This is a genomic window from Vibrio salinus (assembly GCF_021272385.1).
Classification (GTDB): Bacteria; Pseudomonadota; Gammaproteobacteria; order Enterobacterales; family Vibrionaceae; genus Vibrio; species Vibrio salinus.
Genome location: NZ_JAJSDZ010000010.1, coordinates 432,365 through 451,449, shown reverse-complemented (window position 1 = coordinate 451,449; position 19,085 = coordinate 432,365). Strand labels below are relative to the sequence as shown.

General features: G+C 41.8%; 18 protein-coding genes. 11 read left to right on the top strand and 7 right to left on the bottom strand.

Features of this window, described 5'->3' with window-relative positions:
* Positions 1-379: 379 nt before the first annotated feature.
* Positions 380-580 carry a restriction endonuclease subunit S gene (locus LRQ06_RS15455; RefSeq protein WP_232767952.1) on the bottom strand — a complete coding sequence of 67 codons (201 nt, stop codon included), beginning with the start codon at positions 578-580 and terminating at the stop codon, positions 380-382.
* Between the two features lie 220 nt (positions 581-800).
* On the opposite strand from LRQ06_RS15455, the gene LRQ06_RS15450 reads away from it, so the two are divergent.
* From LRQ06_RS15450 to LRQ06_RS15420, 7 genes are read left to right on the top strand one after another with little or no spacing between them, the layout of a single operon-like run.
* Positions 801-1,757, top strand: a complete 957-nt coding sequence (locus LRQ06_RS15450) for an AAA family ATPase (protein ID WP_232767951.1) — start codon at positions 801-803, stop codon at positions 1,755-1,757.
* 3 nt (positions 1,758-1,760) lie between these two features.
* Entirely contained in the window at positions 1,761-2,693 is a 933-nt protein-coding gene (locus LRQ06_RS15445; RefSeq protein ID WP_232767950.1) for a DUF58 domain-containing protein, read from the top strand.
* Entirely contained in the window at positions 2,694-3,164 is a 471-nt protein-coding gene (locus LRQ06_RS15440; RefSeq protein WP_232767949.1) for a DUF4381 domain-containing protein, read from the top strand.
* Between the two features lie 7 nt (positions 3,165-3,171).
* Positions 3,172-4,140: a vWA domain-containing protein gene (locus LRQ06_RS15435; RefSeq protein WP_232767948.1), complete on the top strand. Its 969-nt coding sequence runs from the start codon at positions 3,172-3,174 to the stop codon at positions 4,138-4,140.
* Positions 4,133-5,992, top strand: coding sequence for a vWA domain-containing protein (locus LRQ06_RS15430; RefSeq protein ID WP_232767947.1), 1,860 nt, complete (start codon positions 4,133-4,135; stop codon positions 5,990-5,992). The genes LRQ06_RS15435 and LRQ06_RS15430 overlap by 8 nt, the downstream gene beginning before the upstream one ends.
* Positions 5,993-5,997: 5 nt before the next feature.
* Positions 5,998-7,647 carry a BatD family protein gene (locus LRQ06_RS15425; RefSeq protein WP_232767946.1) on the top strand — a complete coding sequence of 550 codons (1,650 nt, stop codon included), beginning with the start codon at positions 5,998-6,000 and terminating at the stop codon, positions 7,645-7,647.
* A 20-nt stretch (positions 7,648-7,667) separates the two neighbouring features.
* Positions 7,668-8,177 (top strand): L,D-transpeptidase family protein, encoded by a 510-nt coding sequence (locus LRQ06_RS15420; RefSeq protein WP_232767945.1) that lies wholly within the window; start codon positions 7,668-7,670, stop codon positions 8,175-8,177.
* Here the strand turns inward: LRQ06_RS15420 and LRQ06_RS15415 are convergent.
* The 3 genes from LRQ06_RS15415 to LRQ06_RS15405 form a co-directional block, all read right to left on the bottom strand.
* Positions 8,164-9,540: a diguanylate cyclase gene (locus LRQ06_RS15415; protein WP_232767944.1), complete on the bottom strand. Its 1,377-nt coding sequence runs from the start codon at positions 9,538-9,540 to the stop codon at positions 8,164-8,166. The two genes, LRQ06_RS15420 and LRQ06_RS15415, sit on opposite strands and share 14 nt — an antisense overlap.
* Before the next feature lie 228 nt (positions 9,541-9,768).
* A complete protein-coding gene (locus LRQ06_RS15410; protein WP_232764386.1) occupies positions 9,769-9,981 on the bottom strand; it encodes a DUF3820 family protein in 213 nt (70 codons plus the stop codon).
* A 72-nt stretch (positions 9,982-10,053) separates the two neighbouring features.
* On the bottom strand, positions 10,054-10,572 hold the full coding sequence (locus tag LRQ06_RS15405) for a DUF3299 domain-containing protein (RefSeq protein ID WP_373054856.1): 519 nt from the start codon (positions 10,570-10,572) through the stop codon (positions 10,054-10,056).
* 227 nt (positions 10,573-10,799) lie between these two features.
* On the opposite strand from LRQ06_RS15405, the gene LRQ06_RS15400 reads away from it, so the two are divergent.
* Positions 10,800-12,278, top strand: coding sequence for an alkaline phosphatase family protein (locus LRQ06_RS15400; protein WP_232767942.1), 1,479 nt, complete (start codon positions 10,800-10,802; stop codon positions 12,276-12,278).
* 205 nt (positions 12,279-12,483) lie between these two features.
* Positions 12,484-12,780 carry a putative quinol monooxygenase gene (locus tag LRQ06_RS15395; RefSeq protein WP_232764383.1) on the top strand — a complete coding sequence of 99 codons (297 nt, stop codon included), beginning with the start codon at positions 12,484-12,486 and terminating at the stop codon, positions 12,778-12,780.
* A gap of 36 nt (positions 12,781-12,816) precedes the next feature.
* Here the strand turns inward: LRQ06_RS15395 and LRQ06_RS15390 are convergent, their stop codons facing one another.
* Complete coding sequence (locus tag LRQ06_RS15390) at positions 12,817-13,785, bottom strand: DMT family transporter (protein ID WP_232767941.1); 969 nt, start codon at positions 13,783-13,785, stop codon at positions 12,817-12,819.
* Between the two features lie 138 nt (positions 13,786-13,923).
* Positions 13,924-14,640 (bottom strand): NUDIX hydrolase, encoded by a 717-nt coding sequence (locus LRQ06_RS15385; protein WP_232767940.1) that lies wholly within the window; start codon positions 14,638-14,640, stop codon positions 13,924-13,926.
* Positions 14,641-14,914: 274 nt separating this feature from the next.
* Between LRQ06_RS15385 and pncB the strand changes: the two genes are divergently transcribed.
* Positions 14,915-16,222 (top strand): nicotinate phosphoribosyltransferase, encoded by a 1,308-nt coding sequence (gene pncB / locus LRQ06_RS15380; RefSeq protein WP_232767939.1) that lies wholly within the window; start codon positions 14,915-14,917, stop codon positions 16,220-16,222.
* Positions 16,223-16,458: 236 nt separating this feature from the next.
* A complete protein-coding gene (cscK, locus tag LRQ06_RS15375) occupies positions 16,459-17,382 on the top strand; it encodes a fructokinase (protein ID WP_232767938.1) in 924 nt (307 codons plus the stop codon).
* 52 nt (positions 17,383-17,434) lie between these two features.
* Here cscK and LRQ06_RS15370 read toward each other — a convergent pair whose 3' ends face one another.
* Positions 17,435-19,066: a glycoside hydrolase family 32 protein gene (locus LRQ06_RS15370; RefSeq protein ID WP_232767937.1), complete on the bottom strand. Its 1,632-nt coding sequence runs from the start codon at positions 19,064-19,066 to the stop codon at positions 17,435-17,437.
* Between the last annotated feature and the right edge of the window lie 19 nt (positions 19,067-19,085).

Sequence of the window (19,085 nt, the reverse complement as noted above, 5' to 3'; positions counted from 1 at the left end):
TCTCTTTCTCAGTAACGGACGGATACATTAACGAACAGATAGATTCGCCTACAAAACGTTATAGTACGCCTGATGTAATATCATGATTTGTTTCAAATCAGATTTTATTTATTAACCCTTCTTGGAATCGTAGGCAGCAATAAAAGACGTCCATTTTCATGACACAAATCGTATTTTCAGGCAGAACGTTGCAAAAGCACAAATCCTCAACTATGTTTAAAGTGTCTCAAAGTTCCCTTCGAGTACAAACATAAACGCGCCATTAAGCCTCTCGACACTAACCTCTGTCGAGAGGCTTTTTTTATCTCATTTAATCTCAGAAAATGAGTATTAAACGGTATGATAATGATTGAATCATTAGACAAAAGTAGTCTTGTTTTTAATGAACAGGACTGCCATTTTCGTCATAGAACTTACTGAAATGTTCGGCCAGAACTTCTTCCGTCAGCTTACCTTCTGCTTCTAACTGTTTTAGCTTTGCAACGATTGCCCGTTGTTCTTCCAGTGAAGGCAGTTTTTCTTCTTCCACGCCCTGCTGATCTTCTGCGATCTGTTCCAGTTCTTTTTCAAAATCACTCATAAAAATGTCTCACAATGTTTTTATCACTCTGAATTTTACCCAACTCAATCGTTATATACCAGTACTCACCATTGATTGCATATCTGTCTTTTATTTGTTTTACAGGTATCATTGACCCAATGAAAAATGGATATATAGATCTGCTAATTTTATGAAAAAAAGGGAACTTTTCTAAAATATCGTTAACTAAACTGGAGAATTATTCAGGAGAAAGTGGTTTATGCCAGTACAAGCATTTACACAATTACAAAATTATCTAAACAGTCAGGTTGTCGGACAGAAAGCATTAATCAAGCAGGTATTGGTCGCGCTTCTTGCTGACGGTCACATCCTTGTTGAAGGCCCTCCCGGACTGGCAAAAACACGGGTTATTAAAACTCTGACAGGTTGTATTGAAGGCACCTTCCACCGAATTCAGTTTACACCCGACTTATTGCCTGCTGATTTAACCGGTACTGATATTTACCGTCCGGAAACCGGTGAATTTAAATTTCAGCCGGGTCCGATTTTTCATTCTCTGATCCTTGCTGATGAAATCAACCGGGCTCCGGCAAAAGTACAGGCCGCCATGCTGGAAGCAATGGCAGAGAAACAAATTACTGCAGGACGAAAAACCTATACCCTGCCAAAATTGTTTCTCGTTATGGCTACCCAAAATCCGATCGAGCAGGAAGGAACGTATCCTCTACCAGAAGCTCAACTGGATCGTTTTCTGCTGCACCTGAATGTGGACTATCCGGACGAACAGAGTGAACTAGACATATTGCGCCTGAACCGCGGTGAAGCTTCCGGGGTTAAAGCCATCAAACCGGAAAAAATTGCACAGGAAACCATTTTCAGTGCCCGCGAGCAAGTACTGAATATTCACATGGCGGAATCCATTGAAAAGTACATCGTCAGACTGGTGATGGCGACAAGAAAACCCAAAGATTATGATCAACAGTTAGCTCAGTGGTTGGAGATGGGGGTCAGTCCAAGAGCCACTATTGCTCTGGACCGATGTGCAAGAGCGCATGCATGGCTGGAAGGTCGGGATTTTGTTTCGCCGGAAGATGTCCAGTCGATGCTGTTTCCGGTGCTGAGACATCGGTTACTGCTAAGCTATCAGGCTCAGGCCGAAGGTGTTCATCCAAATCAAATCATTACCCATTTACTTTCCCTCGTCGGGAGCGCTTAGACGATGTCTCCGTTGGATTTACCTGAATACAGTAACGGTGTGAAGCTGTCTTTAAATGAGCTTCTCATTTACAAACAGCAATGCTCAGCATGGTTACCGCCTGCCAAAGGTTTATGGTCTGTCATGTCCGGTCAGCACCAGAGCCGAAGACTGGGCAGAGGAATGGATTTTTCAGAAGTCCGGCAATACCAGAATGGCGACGATATCCGGGCTATCGACTGGCGGGTAACAGCAAGAACCGGCAAACCACACACGAAATTATTCACAGAAGAGCAGCAAAAACCAGTCATCTTGTACGTGGATTTTTGCGATAGCATGCATTTCGGTTCAACACTGATGCTGAAATCAATTCAGGCAGCTCACATCGCCAGCTTAATTGCCTGGCTCTCTTTCTCACAGAAAGACCGTGTGGGTGCCATGATTAACCTCGGCCGGGAACAAATACAGATTAGGCCGAGAGGAAACCTGAAAAGTATTCTGACACTGCTGCAAAATCTGGTGGACCAACAGATTAAGTCGTTTCATGCCGCCGAACAGCAACACACTTCGGCAACGGACTGGGCTAACAGCATTTCAACATTGAATCAGTTAGTTCAAAAAGGCAGCGAAGTCATTATTATCAGCGACTTCACAAGATTCAGACCAGAAAATGAAATCAGTTTCAGCAGACTGAAGCAGCATAACAGCATTCGTATAGTGCACATTTCAGACCCGCTTGAGGAGGGAAACACATCATTTAGAGGAATTGAAACCGTTACTGACTATTTTAACACCAGATGGTTGAATTTTTCAGCTGCTTCGACACGGAATGGAATAAAAAAATCCTTTGATTCTCATAAAGATACGCTATTATTATTGTGTAGAAAATTGGGTATTCCTTACACCTGTCTGACAACGGATACCAGCTTGCTGAAACAACTAATTGGAAAATTGTAAATGTCGCAGTCATTTTCAAAATTACTAGAGTTAAACCCTATACACCTTCCGGCCGTTCCGTCATGGTGGCCGCTGGCATGGGGTTGGCTCAGTTTAATTAGTGTTACTGTTATAGTAATCCTGACTGTGACTTTGTTTATTCGTTGGCGAATCAAAAGACTCATTCCTAAAAAAACCGCACTGAAACTGTTTCATCGCGGTGAAATGACGCCTTCAGATGCCATTGAACTGGTTCGGCAAGCCGCCTTTTGCTACTACCCAAGAAAAGACATTGCCCATTTGACGGGCAATGACTGGTACTCTTTTCTGGATACGCAATACGGGAAACCACTATTCACACCAAATGCCTCTTTATGGCAGGCGGTGTTATACAAACATGAAAAAATGAATAGTGAAAATGAATATCAACTGATCGAAAGTTGTATTGCCTGGGTTCAAGAGTCTCTGCCGCCGAAAAAAAACAGGAGATAACGGCGTTTTGACACACATAGAATTTGTGTGGTGGTGGATGCTATTTTGTTTACCACTACCCTTTGTTGTTCGCTGGCTTGCAAAACCGACTCAACCACGGGCAGCCATCAAACTCAACTACTTACCACCCGCTGAAACATTAACCCATTCAACCCAGTGGTCGGCCAAAATAATAGCAACCCTGCTATGGTGCTTTCTGGTTCTGGCCGCAGCAAGACCTGTTTGGTATGGCGACCCGGTCACAACACAGCCCAAACACCGAGACATGATGCTGGTGGTGGACCTGTCGTATTCTATGAGTCAGAAAGACATGAAAGATGGCGATAAATACATCGATCGTCTTACCGCCGTAAAACATGTCCTTGACCATTTTATTGATCAACGAAAAGGAGACCGGCTGGGGTTGGTTCTTTTTGCAGATCATGCTTACTTGCAAACCCCGTTGACTTTTGACCGTAGTACCGTAAAACAACAACTGGATCAGACGGTATTAAAGCTAATTGGTACCCAAACAGCCATTGGTGAAGGTATTGGTTTAGCAACAAAGACGTTTATCGATGGTAATGCACCTCAACGTGTCATGATTTTACTGAGTGACGGCAGCAATACTGCCGGAGTTTTAGATCCGATTAAAGCGGCTGAAATTGCTAAGAAATATCACGCCGTAATATATACGGTCGGTATCGGTGCCGGAGAAATGCTGGTCCGGGACTTTTTTATGACCAGAAAAGTGAATACCGCAGCGGATCTGGATGAAAAAACACTGAAGAAAATAGCCCGGATTACCGGAGGACAATACTTCAGAGCCAGAGATAAAAAAGAATTACAAACGATCTATCAGAAAATTAATGAGTTACAGCCGGTACAAAAAGCCAGCCAGGTTTGGCGGCCTCAGGATGAATGGTTCCGTTATCCTTTAACAGTTGCATTATGTTTGTCTCTTGTTTTATTGGTTATAAGGAGGAAACATGTCTGATTTCGCTTTTCTGTATCCTCAGTGGCTGCTGGTATTGCTTCCTCTGGCAATATTGATGGCATGGGGAGCCTACCGGCCAAACCGGAAAAACCTCATTGCACCACATTTAGCAAAAGCACTTGGCGTGGAAAGAGCGAACCGCTCACCACATACTTTTCTTTTTATCGGACTCAGTCTTGCCTTAGCCATTCTTGCTCTGGCCGGTCCGAGTTTTGAAAAGGAAACAACACCAACTTTCACGAGTGCATCCGCAAGAATCCTGATCATGGATATGTCCCGGTCTATGTACGCAACAGATAATAAACCGAATCGGCTTACTCAGGCCAAATATAAAGCGAAGGATATTCTTTCCCGCTGGAAAGATGGCTATACCGGTTTGGTAGCCTATGCCGCAGATGGTTATACCGTATCTCCGCTCACTACCGATACGGCGACAATAGAAAATCTGCTACCCAGTCTCTCACCGGATATCATGCCATATCCGGGAGCAAATGCAGCGAAAGGGGTAGCTCAGGCAATAAAACTGATGAAGCACAGTCAGGAAAGCCGTGGAACACTTGTACTTCTGACGGATGACATCGACAATCAGGAAAAATCTGATATTGAATCATTACTTCATGGTAGTCACTGGAACCTGATTATCCTGGGACTTGGCAGTGCCTCCGGAGCGCCAATTCCAATGCCGGACGGTTCACTACTGAAAAACCGAAATAGTTCGACCGTTATTGCCAAATCAAACTTTAAAAACATGGAATCTCTCGCTAAATCCGTGAATGGCACATTTGTAGCTATCACTGTCGATAATCAGGATGTACAAACCGTGGTCAGACAAAGCCAGTCTTTTCTGTCGCCGGGGAAGAAACAGCACCAGATAGTCAATAACCGGGCGAATAATGGCTACTGGATCATTCCGTTTCTGTTAATTCCGGGACTGATACTATTTCGCAAAGGCGTGCTTTTCAGTCTGGTTTTGCTTTTCTTAATCGGTAATCCGATGGAAAAAGCAATGGCCTCTCCCTGGCTAAACCATGATCAGCAAGCTAAAAAGGAATTTGATGCGAAGCAATACTCTCGGGCCGCTGAGCAATTTAGCAACAATGCCTGGAAAGGCGCGGCCTATTACCGGGCAGGGAAATACCAGCAGGCTGTTGATAGTTTTTCTTCTATAAAGAACCCGACACCAGACGACCAGTACAATCTTGGAAATGCATTAGCCAAAAGTGGCCACCTGAAAAAAGCGATAGAAGAATATCAGAAAGTGCTCGCCAAGAAACCGGATCATCAGGATGCGAAGCATAATCTGGAAGTGGTAAAAAAAGCGCTGCAACAGCAACAGCAACAGCAACAGCAACAGCAACAGCAACAGCAACAGCATAATAATTCTAAAAAAAGCAACAAATCTGATAAACAGAAAAATTCATCTGAAAAACAGAAGGATAAATCCAGCCAAAACCAAAACCAAAACCAAAACCAAAACCAAAACCAAAACCAAAACCAAAACCAAAACCAAAACCAAAACCAAAACCAAAACCAAAAAAATAATAAACAGCAACACAGTCAGAAAAAACCTGAACAACCAAAAAATAACAATGAGGCTCGTAAGCAAAAAGACACGAACAACAGAGATAAATCCCTGACTCAGTCGCCCCGGAAAACACAAGACAAAAGACAGGAACGATCAAATAAATCAGCTCAGACAATAAAAGAAGATAAAAATAAAGCGGCGGATCCCGAATTGAGAAAATTACAGCAGGTTGAAAATGCCCGAGATCCAAGCCGGCTTTTAAGAGCACAGTTACTTTTACAGGCTCAACAGAAAGCACCACCAGAAAACCAAGGAAAAGAGTGGTAACCACAATGAGAAAACTGATATCCGGTATTCTAATCTTAAGCGTTACGCTGTTTGCATCTGCTGTTGTGTCCGCCCGGACAACGGCAACAGTCAATAAAACACAAATTACGCAAAATGAGGTTTTTCAACTGACCATTTCGACCGATCAGGATGCTGACCGGGATTCAGTCAGTTTCGATAAACTGAAAAATCAATTTATGGTCAGCCAACCCAGCTTTGGTCACTCTATTAATATCATTAATGGCAGCAGAACCAATAAATCAGAATGGACGGTTACTCTGGCAACCAGTAAGCTGGGAGTGGTTACCATCCCAAGTTTCAGTATCAATGGTGAAAAAACTCAACCGATTGCATTACAGGTTGTTCGGGATCAATCATCACCAAGAACCAGTGATTTAGTCGAATTTCAGACTCATATAGAAAAAAGGACTCTTTATCCAAACGAAAGCACCCTAATGCACGTAAAACTGTTTATCAAAGCCGATATACAGCAAATGCAAAATCCACAAATAACACCTCCCAGTGCGAATGGCGTTAATCTGGAACCAGCCAGCAAACCAATGCAGACACAACAGGTCATCAACGGCATTAATACGACGGTTCTGACGCAAAGCTTCAGGATTACCGCAACTTCTCCGGGTAACTATACGGTCAGGGAACCTAAATTTCAAAGCTCAATGTATTACCGTGATTATCGGGGAAACACAAAAATTGTGCCTCTGATTACCACACCCGACATTTTCAATATTCAGGTATTAGCGAAACCAAAACAATTCCATGGCACCTGGCTTCCAACCTCATCTCTTACGCTGTCCGAACAATGGCTTAACAGCCAGAATGTATCAGTACCGGAAAATAAACCAATCACGCTAAACGTTGGTGATTCCCTTACCAGATTGATTCACCTCACAGTCCGGGGCGTAGCGCAGGAAAGGGTTCCGGATATCACCTTAACATACCCGGAAGCACTTCGTGTTTATCCCGAAAAGCCAAAATATAAAAATCTGGCAAATGGCGATCTGGAAATGACACTGAAACAAGTCATTATCGCAAGCAAACCAGGTAAGTACTCACTACCAGGTGTCACTATTAACTGGTGGGATACTGCAACTAAAAAACAGCGAAAATCTTTTTTACCGGCAAAAATATTGACAGTGAAAGGCTCCGCAGCCTCTGCACCGATTGCTCAGTCAGTCATGCCAACACCACCAGCAACTGTTGAAACGGAATCTAAACCAAAGGTTGAGATCATTAACAATGCCGGATATTGGCCATATTTAACGGCACTGTTTGCCTTGTTATGGCTGGCGACGTTGTCTTTGTTTATTTTTACCCACAGAAAAACGAAACCTGTGGACGAAAAACAAGAACCGCAAAACGAAATGCCATCCACGATAAACTCATTGAGAGCAGCAATAAAAGAAAAAGATGGTATTAATATTCAGAGGTATTACGCATTGTGGAAAGCAGAACAGCATCATATCGGTGACAATGTTATAGAATTAGATCAGGCGGTATCTGCGCTATTATCACAACTCTACTCTCAGAATTCTGACGGCTATCAACCGGAATCCGTACTGGGATTACTCAAAAAAACAAACGGAAAAGTAAATAAATCGAAAAAACAAAAAACATTTCATTTCCCTAAAATGTAAGACATAAAAGGATGGTGCCAATGACCGTCAGTAAACTGAAAACAACCAGACTACTTTTACTGACCGGCCTGTCGGCATTTTTCCTTCACTCTTTCCCTGCCTTTGCAGAGGTTGACTTAGTCAAGGTCGATAAGTCTAAAAGAAGAATGTACCTTATTGAAAACAATAAAGTTACTCATGAGTATCGTATTGCTCTGGGGAAACAACCGAGAGGACACAAAGAACAGGAAGGCGACCAAAAGACACCGGAAGGGTTATATATCCTAGACTATATCGTTAAACATTCTTCTTTCTACAAAGCAATGCACATCAGTTACCCAAATAAACAGGATAGAGCCAGGGCAAAAGAGAAAGGCGTATCAGCCGGGGGAGCTATCAGTGTTCATGGCTTTATGAATGGTGACAAACGAGACCCCAGATTTGTTCAGAGTTTTGACTGGACAAATGGATGCATTGCCATCTCCAACAGAGACATGGATGAATTTCTCTCTCTTGTAAAAACCGGCACCCCAATTCTTATTGAGTGGTAGATTTTCCTGTCTTTAATACTTTTTCCTGATACATATTCTGATCAGCTCTGGCGAGGATATCATCCACACAAGTATCTTTCTCTTGATCATACAGTGCATAGCCAATACTCACGGAAGGATAAAGTTCGTGACCGTCCCAGATCAAAACGGTTTCGTCTATCGCGCTTCGCAGCTTACTGACAACGAGCTCCACTTCTTCTTTTGTAGAAACCCTATGCAATAAAATAACAAACTCATCCCCCCCGAAACGGGAAACAACATCTGACGATCTTAGATTTTCAGTAAAAATATGCGCAACATGTTTAAGCATATCATCACCGGCTAAATGTCCGAAAGTATCATTAATTTCTTTAAATTTGTTCAAATCAATATTCAGGATAGCAAAGCAGGGAATACTTCCGGAAAGACTGGGTTGGCCCATTAACTTATCAATCATTTCGATAATAAGCCGCCGGTTTGGCAGTAGTGTTAATTCATCCTGAAAAGATACGTCTCTGACATTCTGATAACTGCGATAAACAAGAAATAACAATACATAAATGACCAGAAAACCCAATATCCCAATCAAACGTAATATAAGAACTAACTGATAATCGGTGTTCGTAATATCGGAAAACTTCGCATAAATTTTCCAGGTACCACTAGGTAGGTGAACAGGAAAGGAAAGATCACTATTTTTCGCTGTTAAGGGATTACCCATAATAATAGATTGTTTTTTCTCGCCATATACATTTTGTACTATCGCCAGTTGAGCTCCTTTCACTGAATAGACCCCGGACTGACGCAATAACTTTTCATAATCCAGTACAACACTCACCCCTCCCCAATATTTTTGTTTATACGGAAAGTCCGAAAAGACCGGGTATCTGACAATAATACCTTGCCCTCCCTGTACCAAATCCACTGGAGAAGATAAAAAGACACTTTCGTAACGACGGGCCTTTAACACTGTGTGATATTGTCCGGGCACGGTCCTCAGATCAAGCCCTAAGACCTGTTCATTACCTTTTTCCGGGTATATATGAGTAATAATATCATTAGGATACAACGAAATATTACGCACATAGTAGGCTTTGGATGTTAATCTCTGAGCGATATTATACCAATTCGTGATTGCAAAATCGGGCGCAATAGTCACTAACGTTGCTACACTTTCAGCAAGGTAAGTATCACGGTAAATTGTTGCTTCTATCCGGGATCGAATCAAGGCAATCTGATAGCGAATCTCGTCCTTATCCGCTTCAACCTGATTCTGAATAAATAACCCTGTCACAAACTCCACAAAAAATATGGATATACAAAAATAAATGACAGTAAACAGTAATACATACTGTTGTCTTTTTCTTTGAATAATTTTTAACATACCGCTCTATTGCTTAGAACCAGTAAAAATTCATCTTCATAATACGGAATGAAGACCACAACATAAACACAGAAGATAAACGCAAAAGCCCAAAGATAAATTCACCTCAGAATGTTCCTGCTAATCCGAAGCCATTGGATACAAGTGTAGACGATAAAATGAGATACCGAAAATATTGATAGATTAGTAAAAAGAAATTAACTCATTGTCGGAACAGAAAAATAAACGCTATCGGAGAAATTTCAGCACGTTGTCAGAACCATCTATTTTCAACAATAAACAAAGTTGCATCAATTGCCCTAACTCACCTTCGGGAAACGTTCCTTTGCGCTCAAACCACAGTAAATACTCCTCCGGCAAGTCTATCAGATACCTGCCCGCATACTTCCCAAAGGGCATCTTCGTTCTGGTTAATTTAATCACATTTTCTTGATTTAACACTGTAAACTTCACATAAGCTAAAATGAACCATAACGTATATATACCATAAAAAGCACACTCAACCGTATATTGTCACTCCTGATAAGACTCGATCTTCATTCCATCAATAACATAAGCTGTCTCGCCTAAATCGTGATTTACCATCTCTGTTTTCAGAACCCCGGTCACATATACTGTCTGCCAGAGTTCTTTAACAGGTGCTCCGTGTTCAAAACGAACATCCACAATTTGATTCGGTGGGGGTGGTGGAACATGGATACAAGCACCAAAATATGGGACCAACAAAAACTCAGTTACCACTTCACTATCCCCTTCAAGAGGAATAACAAAACCGGGCATTCTGACCCGCTTCCCGTTTAAGTCCAGCCTGACTCCACCCAACTTTTGCTGTGGCGGCGTATCTTCATCATGATTAATAACGGCAGGTCTTGACGGTGGCAATACATTTCGATCCTCTTCCGGAATTAAATCAATCCATTCCAATTGTATAACCCCATCTTTATTTTCTGATTCCGCTCTTATCGCCCCAGAAAAAAAGGTTAAAAGTACAATGATAAAAACGCAATCGTAACGGCTTAATCCCATATACATAATATCCATTATTTTCAATTAATAGATTAGAATTAATTATATAAATGACAATGATATTACAGCCCTGCATTTTTCCTGCGTTATTTTTAAGACCCACTAAATACAATGAACATTAAACAAAGCTTCATACTTTCGTAACAAAAATGTCATTGATTTAATGAGAAATAGTCAAACTTAACATCGGTAAAAAGAAAAATAAATGACGGAATAATAGACGGAGATAATTTGTGAAAAGTAACCAAGTCATACTGGCAGGAAGCATTTTGCTTACCCTCGCTGGCACTTGTTCAGCAAACAACAATATCAATACGCCTCAGAAAAATGATGCCTGGTATAAAGAAGCCCAGAGACAAATTGCTAAGGCAAAAGCGAACAAACCTATCGATAAGCAGGCCAAAAATGTCATTCTTTTTGTTGGTGATGGAATGAGCATTGGAACAATCACTGCGTCGAGAATTTTTGAAGGCCAGCGTCAGGGAATGTCTGGAGAAGAATACCGGCTGAACATGGAAACCTTACCTCATCTTGCACTTTCCAAAACCTACAACACAGATGCACAGACTCCAGACTCTGCCGGAACCGCATCTGCTATGGTCTCCGGTGTCAAGACGAAACAAGGCATAATCAGTATTGATGATAATGTACAACGCGGCTTCTGTAACACAGGTAAAGGACATGAAGTGAAAACCGCCTGGGAAATGGCAGCAGAAAAAGGCATGTCTGCCGGTGTTGTATCAACGGCACGAATTACCCATGCGACTCCGGCAACAACATATGCACACAGTGCTGATCGTAACTGGGAAAACGATGCGTCAATGCCTAATATTGCTAAAAATCAGGGATGCACTGATATCGCTCAGCAATTGGTCCAGTTCAATAAAGGAAAAGGACTACAGGTTGTCTTTGGGGGAGGTCGGCGAGAATTTATACCAAATACCACAACAGATCCCGAAGGGAAAAAAGGCAAACGCAAAGATGGCCGCAATTTAATTCAGGAATGGAAACAACGCTATCCGGACGGACAGTATGTTTACGACAAAACTGGCTTTGACAAACTGAGCAAAAATACAACCCGCGCTTTCGGCTTATTTGAAAGCAGTCACATGAAATACGAAGCCGATCGTGACAAAAATAACGAACCATCAATTGCAGAAATGACATCAAAAGCCATCGATATTTTAAGCAAAAATCATAATGGCTATATTCTAATGGTCGAAGGTGGACGTATCGATCATGCTCACCATGCAACCAACGCATACCGGGCATTTACGGAAACCATCGCATTCGATGAAGCCATTAAAACAGCTTTAGATAAAACCAACCCTCAGGAAACACTCATCATTGTGACGGCTGACCATGCACACACCATGATCATGAACGGCTATTCTGATCGAGGAAATCCTATCCTAGGACTTTCAAAGAAAAACGGACAGTTTAATAAAGATGAATTTGGTAAACGATATACGACTATTGGCTATGGAAATGGTATCGCTGCGGTTAACGGCCCCCGCAACAATCCGACTCAGAAAGAAGTGTTAGATCCAGATTACCATCAACAGGCTCTAATCAAATTCTCCTCAGAAACCCATTCAGGAGAAGATGTTGCCATTTTTGCAAAAGGTCCCGAAGCATTTCTGTTTCAGGGAGCTGTCGAACAAAACTATATCTTTCATGTCATTAATGAAGCGTTACATCTGACAAACTAACTGACACACCAGTTAATTACCCAAACATCAAGCTCAGATAATCTTTCTGAGCTTTTTCTTTGTTATAACCTCTATTTCTCTGCTCCATTTCAAAAATATCATTTCTGAGACTCGGCATTATTTCTTAATAGTGTATTTTTAATCTGATATCGAATGAAAAATAAATAAGTCAAAACAATATAAATGAAAACAATAAGGATACAACATGGCTGAAGTCTATTTGCTTGCAGAAATAGAAGCGAAACCGGGTCTTGCTGATTCGCTTCTTTCACTGCTTGAAAACCTGGTAAAAGAGTCAAGAAAAGAAGACGGATGTATTACCTACGAGCTTCTGCAGGACAAAGAAAAATCGGAGCTGTTTATCATGAGAGAACAGTGGGGAAGCGATGCCATTCTTGAAAGACATCAACAAACGGCTCACTTCCAGGATTTTGTCCTGAAGGCACAGGAATTGAACCTGCTTGACAGACTTGATGTTAAGTCATTCTCCATCAAGGCATAAGGTTGGCCCTGGCTCTTTTTCCCAATAAAAAAGGAGTCAGGCCGCTGTCTGAACTCTCGATCTTTTTCTGTGCCGTATTCCCAATACACTGACAACCTGAATACCAATTGCAGCAAGAATCACAATAGCCATTCCGGACAAACTTAAAAAGTCAGCATGAGAAGGCGTAATAATATCACTCCACCACCCAAGAAAAACGCATAGTTCAGTCAAAAGGTAAGAGGCAACTGGCGTTAAAGTAATTACTGCACTCACCTGAACAGTTTCCCAATAACATAAAGCCTGAGCAAACGAACCGTAGGCAATGACCGTATTCAGACAACAAAAAATTGCCACCCAGACATCACTGGTTGTCATTGACATTAGTTGAGAAGGATGAGTGGCAGGAACCATTGCAATCAAAGCGAACAAATAAATACCCAGCAGTATATTTGATGAGTTCAATTTCTGGTAAAGGGATTTCTGAACCAAAGCATAAGCACTCCAGGAAAGTGCAGCGACCAACATAATAATCAGTCCGGAAAATAAGACCGAAAGATCTCCATGATAATCACCCGAAACAACCGGATGGAAGAAAATAACCAGACCAAAAATTAAAATCGCAAAGCATACCCATTGTAACGACGCAATTTTCTCTTTTAAAAAAATCATTCCGCCCAGAGCCAGAAATAAAGGCGCAACCTGCATACCCAACTGGGCCACTTCCGGCCTTAAGTAATTTAGTCCCCAGGCAAAGCAGGTATAATTAATAATAAGAAAAACACCGGTTAGTAGTAACTTAACCCAATCCATCCTGCTTAAATGTAAAAACTCGTGAAGACGCCCGTGAGCCCATTGCCAAACAAGAACAATCAGTCCTGAAACACTAAAACGCAACCAAGTCAGTGTAACAGGATCAGCAAATCCTCCAGACACTTTTAATGCGATAGGAATTAGCCCCCAGAATAAAACGGTGGTAAAGCTAAAAAAGAGACCATAACAAAAATACCGCATAGAACCAGACACAGAGAAACCTTACCTATAATTAACAACAATGCTAATAGTCGCATTCAATCCGGTTCTTATCCAATGCATAATCATTCTAAGTGTTATAAGTAAAAAGAATAAAGAGTAAAGAATGGCACCAGATATTTTTCTGCTCCCCTAACCCCGCAAACAGGTTTGAAAGTACGAAACATCACTACAGCCCAGTTGATATACTGTCGCTGGCTTCCCTCCTTTGCCCTTTTTAGAAGCAGCGATTTTATTCGCACTGACTATCACACCGGAATCGATTAAACGCCGCTTAATGGTCATTCGGTTTACTTCAACGCCAAATTTTTCATAAGCCTCAATAATATCCGAAACCAGAAATTCCTTATCCAGAAAGAAGAGAACAACAGACGTATACTCAACGGCTGCTCTTAACTTTTTCCAGGCGTGCTGGATCTGAGAAACATGATCAAACGCCAGTTCCATTTTATTATTTAGTAACTTTTCAAGAGGTACCCACTGTAACCGTGCAGAATCAATTCCGGAATTTTCAATTTGCCCAATATTCTCAGAATTCAGTAATGAGTAGTGTGAAATGCTAACACTCCATCCATCCGGATCCCGCTTCGGATTACCATCAACCAGAGGGTCACTGATAAAATTAGGAAAAGTATGAATTTTCTGTCGGCAAATTCTCCGTCTGGCAGATTCAAAATCGATATCCGCAGGTTCACCACCAGATGCAGTTTGGTCTTCATCAAAAACAATTCCGCCAGGAATCGCCCATTTACCACAATCTGGCCTTTGGGGGTTTCTCCGCTTGATAAGAAGTGTTTCAATTCCGGTCCCTGTTAAACGCAAACAGATAAGATCGATAGTTACAATCATGCCTAATAGTATCCTTATTAGAGATAAACGTATTTTAGATAAACAGTCATCATAACGTCAAGAATTAGTAACAACCAGTTACTAACTATTATTAAAAATAACAAATATACAGCTCTTGAATAAACAAGCTAATTATGACTAGAATCACGTTAAAACAGCCTAAAAAGGCATTTTTTCCAACATTGAATTGACAAAATTACAGTACTCAATTATGTTTCAGTTTTAGTTAAGAACATCTTGTTATTAATTAGTCATAAGCCAGAAGGTACACGCTATGACATTGCCTTTATTTTCAGACGTGATCGTAAAAAGTATGCTTGACCTCGATGCATACAAAATCAATATGATGCAAGCGATACACAGTCTATACCCCGATACTCTTGTCAGATATGAGCTAATAGTCCGCTCAGATGAAGACATCAGCGACTTACTGCCATACATTCAAAACGAAGTAAATCGCCTGAACGATTTGCGCTTTACTGAAGATGATATTCAGTATCTACGATCAAGTTCACCGCACTTAACCAACGCTTTTTTGCATTCGCTACGCTACTTTAGATTTTCACCTCAGCAACAGGTTGAGATCGGAATCGTTGAACAGAACCATAAACGTCAGCTTCGTATCGGCATTGAAGGGGCGTGGAAAGACACAATCCTTTATGAAACGATCGTGATGTCAATTGTTTCAGAAGTAAGAAATCGACACCGCTGGTCAAATGTCACATTAGATGATGTACTGCGGGTTCTTGAAGGAAAAGTCGAAAAACTGAAAAACACGTTAAAAGAACGAAACATTCAAAATTTCCGCCTGACAGAAATGGGAACCAGAAGACGGTTTTCCACTTCAGCTCAGGAAGTCATCATTGACTACCTTAGTTCTCACATTCCAGAGCTGATGGTGGGAACAAGCAATACGCATTTTGCCCGTCAGTTCAACATGACACCAATTGGAACCATTGCCCATGAATGGTTTATGGGACATCAGGCTCTGGTGAATCCAAGAGACTCTCAACGAGTTGCTCTTGAACAGTGGCTAAAAGCTTTTGATGGTCAACTATCTATTGCGCCAACGGATACCTTAACCATTGACGCATTCCTGCAAGATTTCAACATGCATCTGGCCAAAGCTTATGATGGTGTCAGACACGATTCAGGATGCCCTTTTGCCTGGGGTGATAAACTTATCAATCATTATAAGCAATTGGGTATTGATCCAATGTCTAAAGTCTTTGTGTTTTCCAATGGACTTAACTTCGAACAATCTCTGGAGATTTGTGACTATTTTAAAGACAGAGTCAACATTTCTTTTGGAATCGGAACATTTCTAACTAATGACCTGGGAGGATGGACCAACAATGAATGTGTTCAGTACTCTCCTCTATCCATGGTGATCAAACTGACGGAATGCAACGGAAGGCCGGTAGCAAAAATCAGTGATGAGCCAGAAAAAGCCATGTGTGAAGATGCCATTTATCTGGCAAATCTTAAACGTCAGTTTGGCATTGAGCTGAACATAGACGATTTGATTGAGCAATTAACGCAACAGAAGAAAACGAAGCGGATATATATCGCCGCGGCCTGATTTATAACTAAACAAGTGACCACTTACGGTCGCTTGTTTTTTTGATTTCATTTCCTAAAAAATCCCCTAACCCGAACCGCTCTTCTTTTCCCATTAAATGATAAAAAACGCGATTTGGTTTAAATAATTTATCCTGACAAGAAAAGTGGTTGTTTTTTACCTTACGACACCTTTATCCATCGATGGCAATCCAATTTCCAGTTATAATAAATCCTGCAAATCAAAGGAGAAATATTGTGAAAAAAGTATGGTTAACCGGGGATGCCGTTGTTGATCTCATCCCTGATAGCGAAAACAGCTATTTGAAATGTCCCGGCGGCGCACCGGCCAATGTTGCTGTAGCGATTGCCCGGCTGGAGGGACAAGCTGAATTTATGGGTAAAGCAGGTAGTGACCCCTTCGGAAAATTTTTAAAACAGACACTCTCCGATGAGGGTGTTGGCGTAACACATTTCGCTCTGGATTCTGAACACCGGACTTCAACCGTTGTCGTTGATTTAGATGACAGTGGAGAACGCAGTTTTACCTTTATGGTAAAACCCAGCGCCGACCAGTTTTTTTCTTTCGAGGACATCGCCACATTCAACGCAGGAGAATGGTTACACTGCTGCTCAATCGCACTGGCAAACAATCCAAGCCGGAATGCCACATTCTCAGCCATCCGTGAAATGAAAAAAGCCGGAGGCTTTGTCAGCTTTGATCCAAATTTACGTGAGGAAGTCTGGGCTAATCCTGATGAGTTAATCAGTGTTGTTATGGATGCCGTCAAACTTGCGGATATGGTTAAATTTTCAGAAGAAGAACTGTCACTTTTGACGAATACACACTCTATTGAAGAAGGACTAGCGGCTTTACGTCCATTTGAGATTCCGTTAATCCTGGTCACTCTCGGTGCCGAAGGTACATTAGCAACCTTTAATGGCGTTTCACAAAAAGTGCCGGCAAGAAAAGTATCACCTGTCGATACAACCGGTGCAGGCGATGCCTTTGTCGGTGGTTTACTCGCACGCTTGTCTCAGAATCAGGACTGGCAGCAGGAGTCAACCATCACTGAGGCGGTACTATGGGGTAATGCCTGTGGTGGATTAGCCACCACGAAAAAAGGTGCAATGACGGCATTACCATCAAAAGATGCTCTTTTAAGCTTGCTGAAAAACTAGATAAAAAGAGGTGAAGCATTATCAGCTTCACCTTAAAAAAACAGATTTTGTATTACTGATTTGCAAAAGGCAACCGGGCACCATTTAGATAGTATCCGGATACATTTTTCACCTTATCTCCAAGGATAAGTCGTGTGGCAGACGCTGGCGTAAATACCCGCGATGTCATTACGGCTTCTCCGTCATTAATGAAAATTTCAACGGAAGAATTATCAGCCAGAATGTGTAACCGGACCTCTTCACCGTTAACAGGTAATTCACGTAACAGATCACTTTCTCTTTGTTCGGTATTAGAACGGTCAAGAAGCAATCGCTGTTTATCCGTTTCAAACGTCAGATCACATGAGTATTTATCATCAGCGAATAATTGAATTTTCCCACCGGATTGCAAAGTGAGCATCAGCTCAAACTGCTTCCTTCCAAGATCAATTTCAGTTTCTGAACCGAATTCAATTTCATCACCACGAAGAGCTTTCAGTTCCCGGCAAGGCTTCTGAATTAATCTACCGCCAGCAAAATTCAATTCCCTCGGAAGCGAAAACTGATGAATCCATCCCTGATCACAACTTGGTTGATTAACCTCATCAGGTAACCCCATCCAACCGATCATTACCCGTCGGCTATCCGGAGTCTCAACGCTCTGGTAAGCATAAAAATCAAAACCATAGTCTAAAATCACTGGCTCTCCAATTTCTATACCACCTTCATCAGTAAATGTCAGCACAGCTATACGGTTATGATGAGGCAATGTATTCAAAGGACTATGAGACTCAATCCCCTGTGGAGAAAATGCCAGATAGAACTGCCCGTCGAATTCGAATACATCCGGACACTCCCACATATAACCATAGTTCCCGTTAGCTAACTCATCACCGTAAAGCCCATCGAACTTCCATTCTTTCAAATCTGAAGACTTGTACACCGCCAAACGTCCTTTTAATTCGTCAGTCTGGGCGCCTAGGAACATCCACCAGATACCATCCCGAAAAATGACCTTGGGGTCGCGAATATGTCCGGTAACGCCTTCCGGTGGACAAGGAATTAACGGTCCCAGTTTTTCATAGTGCACCCCATCATCCGAAACCGCCGCACATTGTGTTGTCTGTCTTATTCGTTCTTCACCAATGCGGGCATTACCGGTATAAAAAACGATAATACGACCTTCATGAGAGATAGCATGGCCGGAATACACTCCATGGCTGTCAAACCAGTCAGACGGAGTCAGGGCAACCGATTCTCTTTTCCAGTTTACTAAATCGTCACTGGACATCTGGACCCAATATTTATCTTTATGGACGCAATCGTACGGATACCACTGATAACAAAGATGATATTTCCCTTCATGGTAGATAAATCCATTGGGATCATTTAATAGCCCAACAGGGGGAGAGACATGCCAGCCAGGGCGGTATACCGATTCCGTCGGCTCAAAGCAGTTCATTGCTTTAGCGCGCAGTTGACCACCAATATCTTTTCCAAGCTCCAATAATTCTGATTCTGTTGTACAAACCGATCCTGATATTAAATGCCATTCTGTCAGAACTTTTTTCAATTCAACGTCTGCAGGAAGCTCAGCAACCAAATCCGGATTGCTTACACATAGTGCGACTTTCTTTTGGGGGAGGAGCACTCGCAAAATATTTTGAATGCCTCCGGCGAGACGTATGAATTCGTTCAAATGCATGTATTACCTATCCTGACTT

Excerpts from the sequence above, each read along its gene's own strand:
- LRQ06_RS15385 (WP_232767940.1), bottom strand. The coding sequence starts at position 14,640 with ATGATTGTAACTATCGATCTTATCTGTTTGCGTTTAACAGGGACCGGA.
- LRQ06_RS15455 (WP_232767952.1), bottom strand. The coding sequence starts at position 580 with ATGAGTGATTTTGAAAAAGAACTGGAACAGATCGCAGAAGATCAGCAG.
- LRQ06_RS15450 (WP_232767951.1), top strand. The coding sequence starts at position 801 with ATGCCAGTACAAGCATTTACACAATTACAAAATTATCTAAACAGTCAG.
- pncB (WP_232767939.1), top strand. The coding sequence starts at position 14,915 with ATGACATTGCCTTTATTTTCAGACGTGATCGTAAAAAGTATGCTTGAC.
- LRQ06_RS15405 (WP_373054856.1), bottom strand. The coding sequence starts at position 10,572 with ATGTATATGGGATTAAGCCGTTACGATTGCGTTTTTATCATTGTACTT.
- LRQ06_RS15415 (WP_232767944.1), bottom strand. The coding sequence starts at position 9,540 with ATGTTAAAAATTATTCAAAGAAAAAGACAACAGTATGTATTACTGTTT.
- LRQ06_RS15430 (WP_232767947.1), top strand. The coding sequence starts at position 4,133 with ATGTCTGATTTCGCTTTTCTGTATCCTCAGTGGCTGCTGGTATTGCTT.
- LRQ06_RS15445 (WP_232767950.1), top strand. The coding sequence starts at position 1,761 with ATGTCTCCGTTGGATTTACCTGAATACAGTAACGGTGTGAAGCTGTCT.
- LRQ06_RS15425 (WP_232767946.1), top strand. The coding sequence starts at position 5,998 with ATGAGAAAACTGATATCCGGTATTCTAATCTTAAGCGTTACGCTGTTT.
- LRQ06_RS15440 (WP_232767949.1), top strand. The coding sequence starts at position 2,694 with ATGTCGCAGTCATTTTCAAAATTACTAGAGTTAAACCCTATACACCTT.
- LRQ06_RS15370 (WP_232767937.1), bottom strand. The coding sequence starts at position 19,066 with ATGCATTTGAACGAATTCATACGTCTCGCCGGAGGCATTCAAAATATT.
- LRQ06_RS15420 (WP_232767945.1), top strand. The coding sequence starts at position 7,668 with ATGACCGTCAGTAAACTGAAAACAACCAGACTACTTTTACTGACCGGC.
- LRQ06_RS15395 (WP_232764383.1), top strand. The coding sequence starts at position 12,484 with ATGGCTGAAGTCTATTTGCTTGCAGAAATAGAAGCGAAACCGGGTCTT.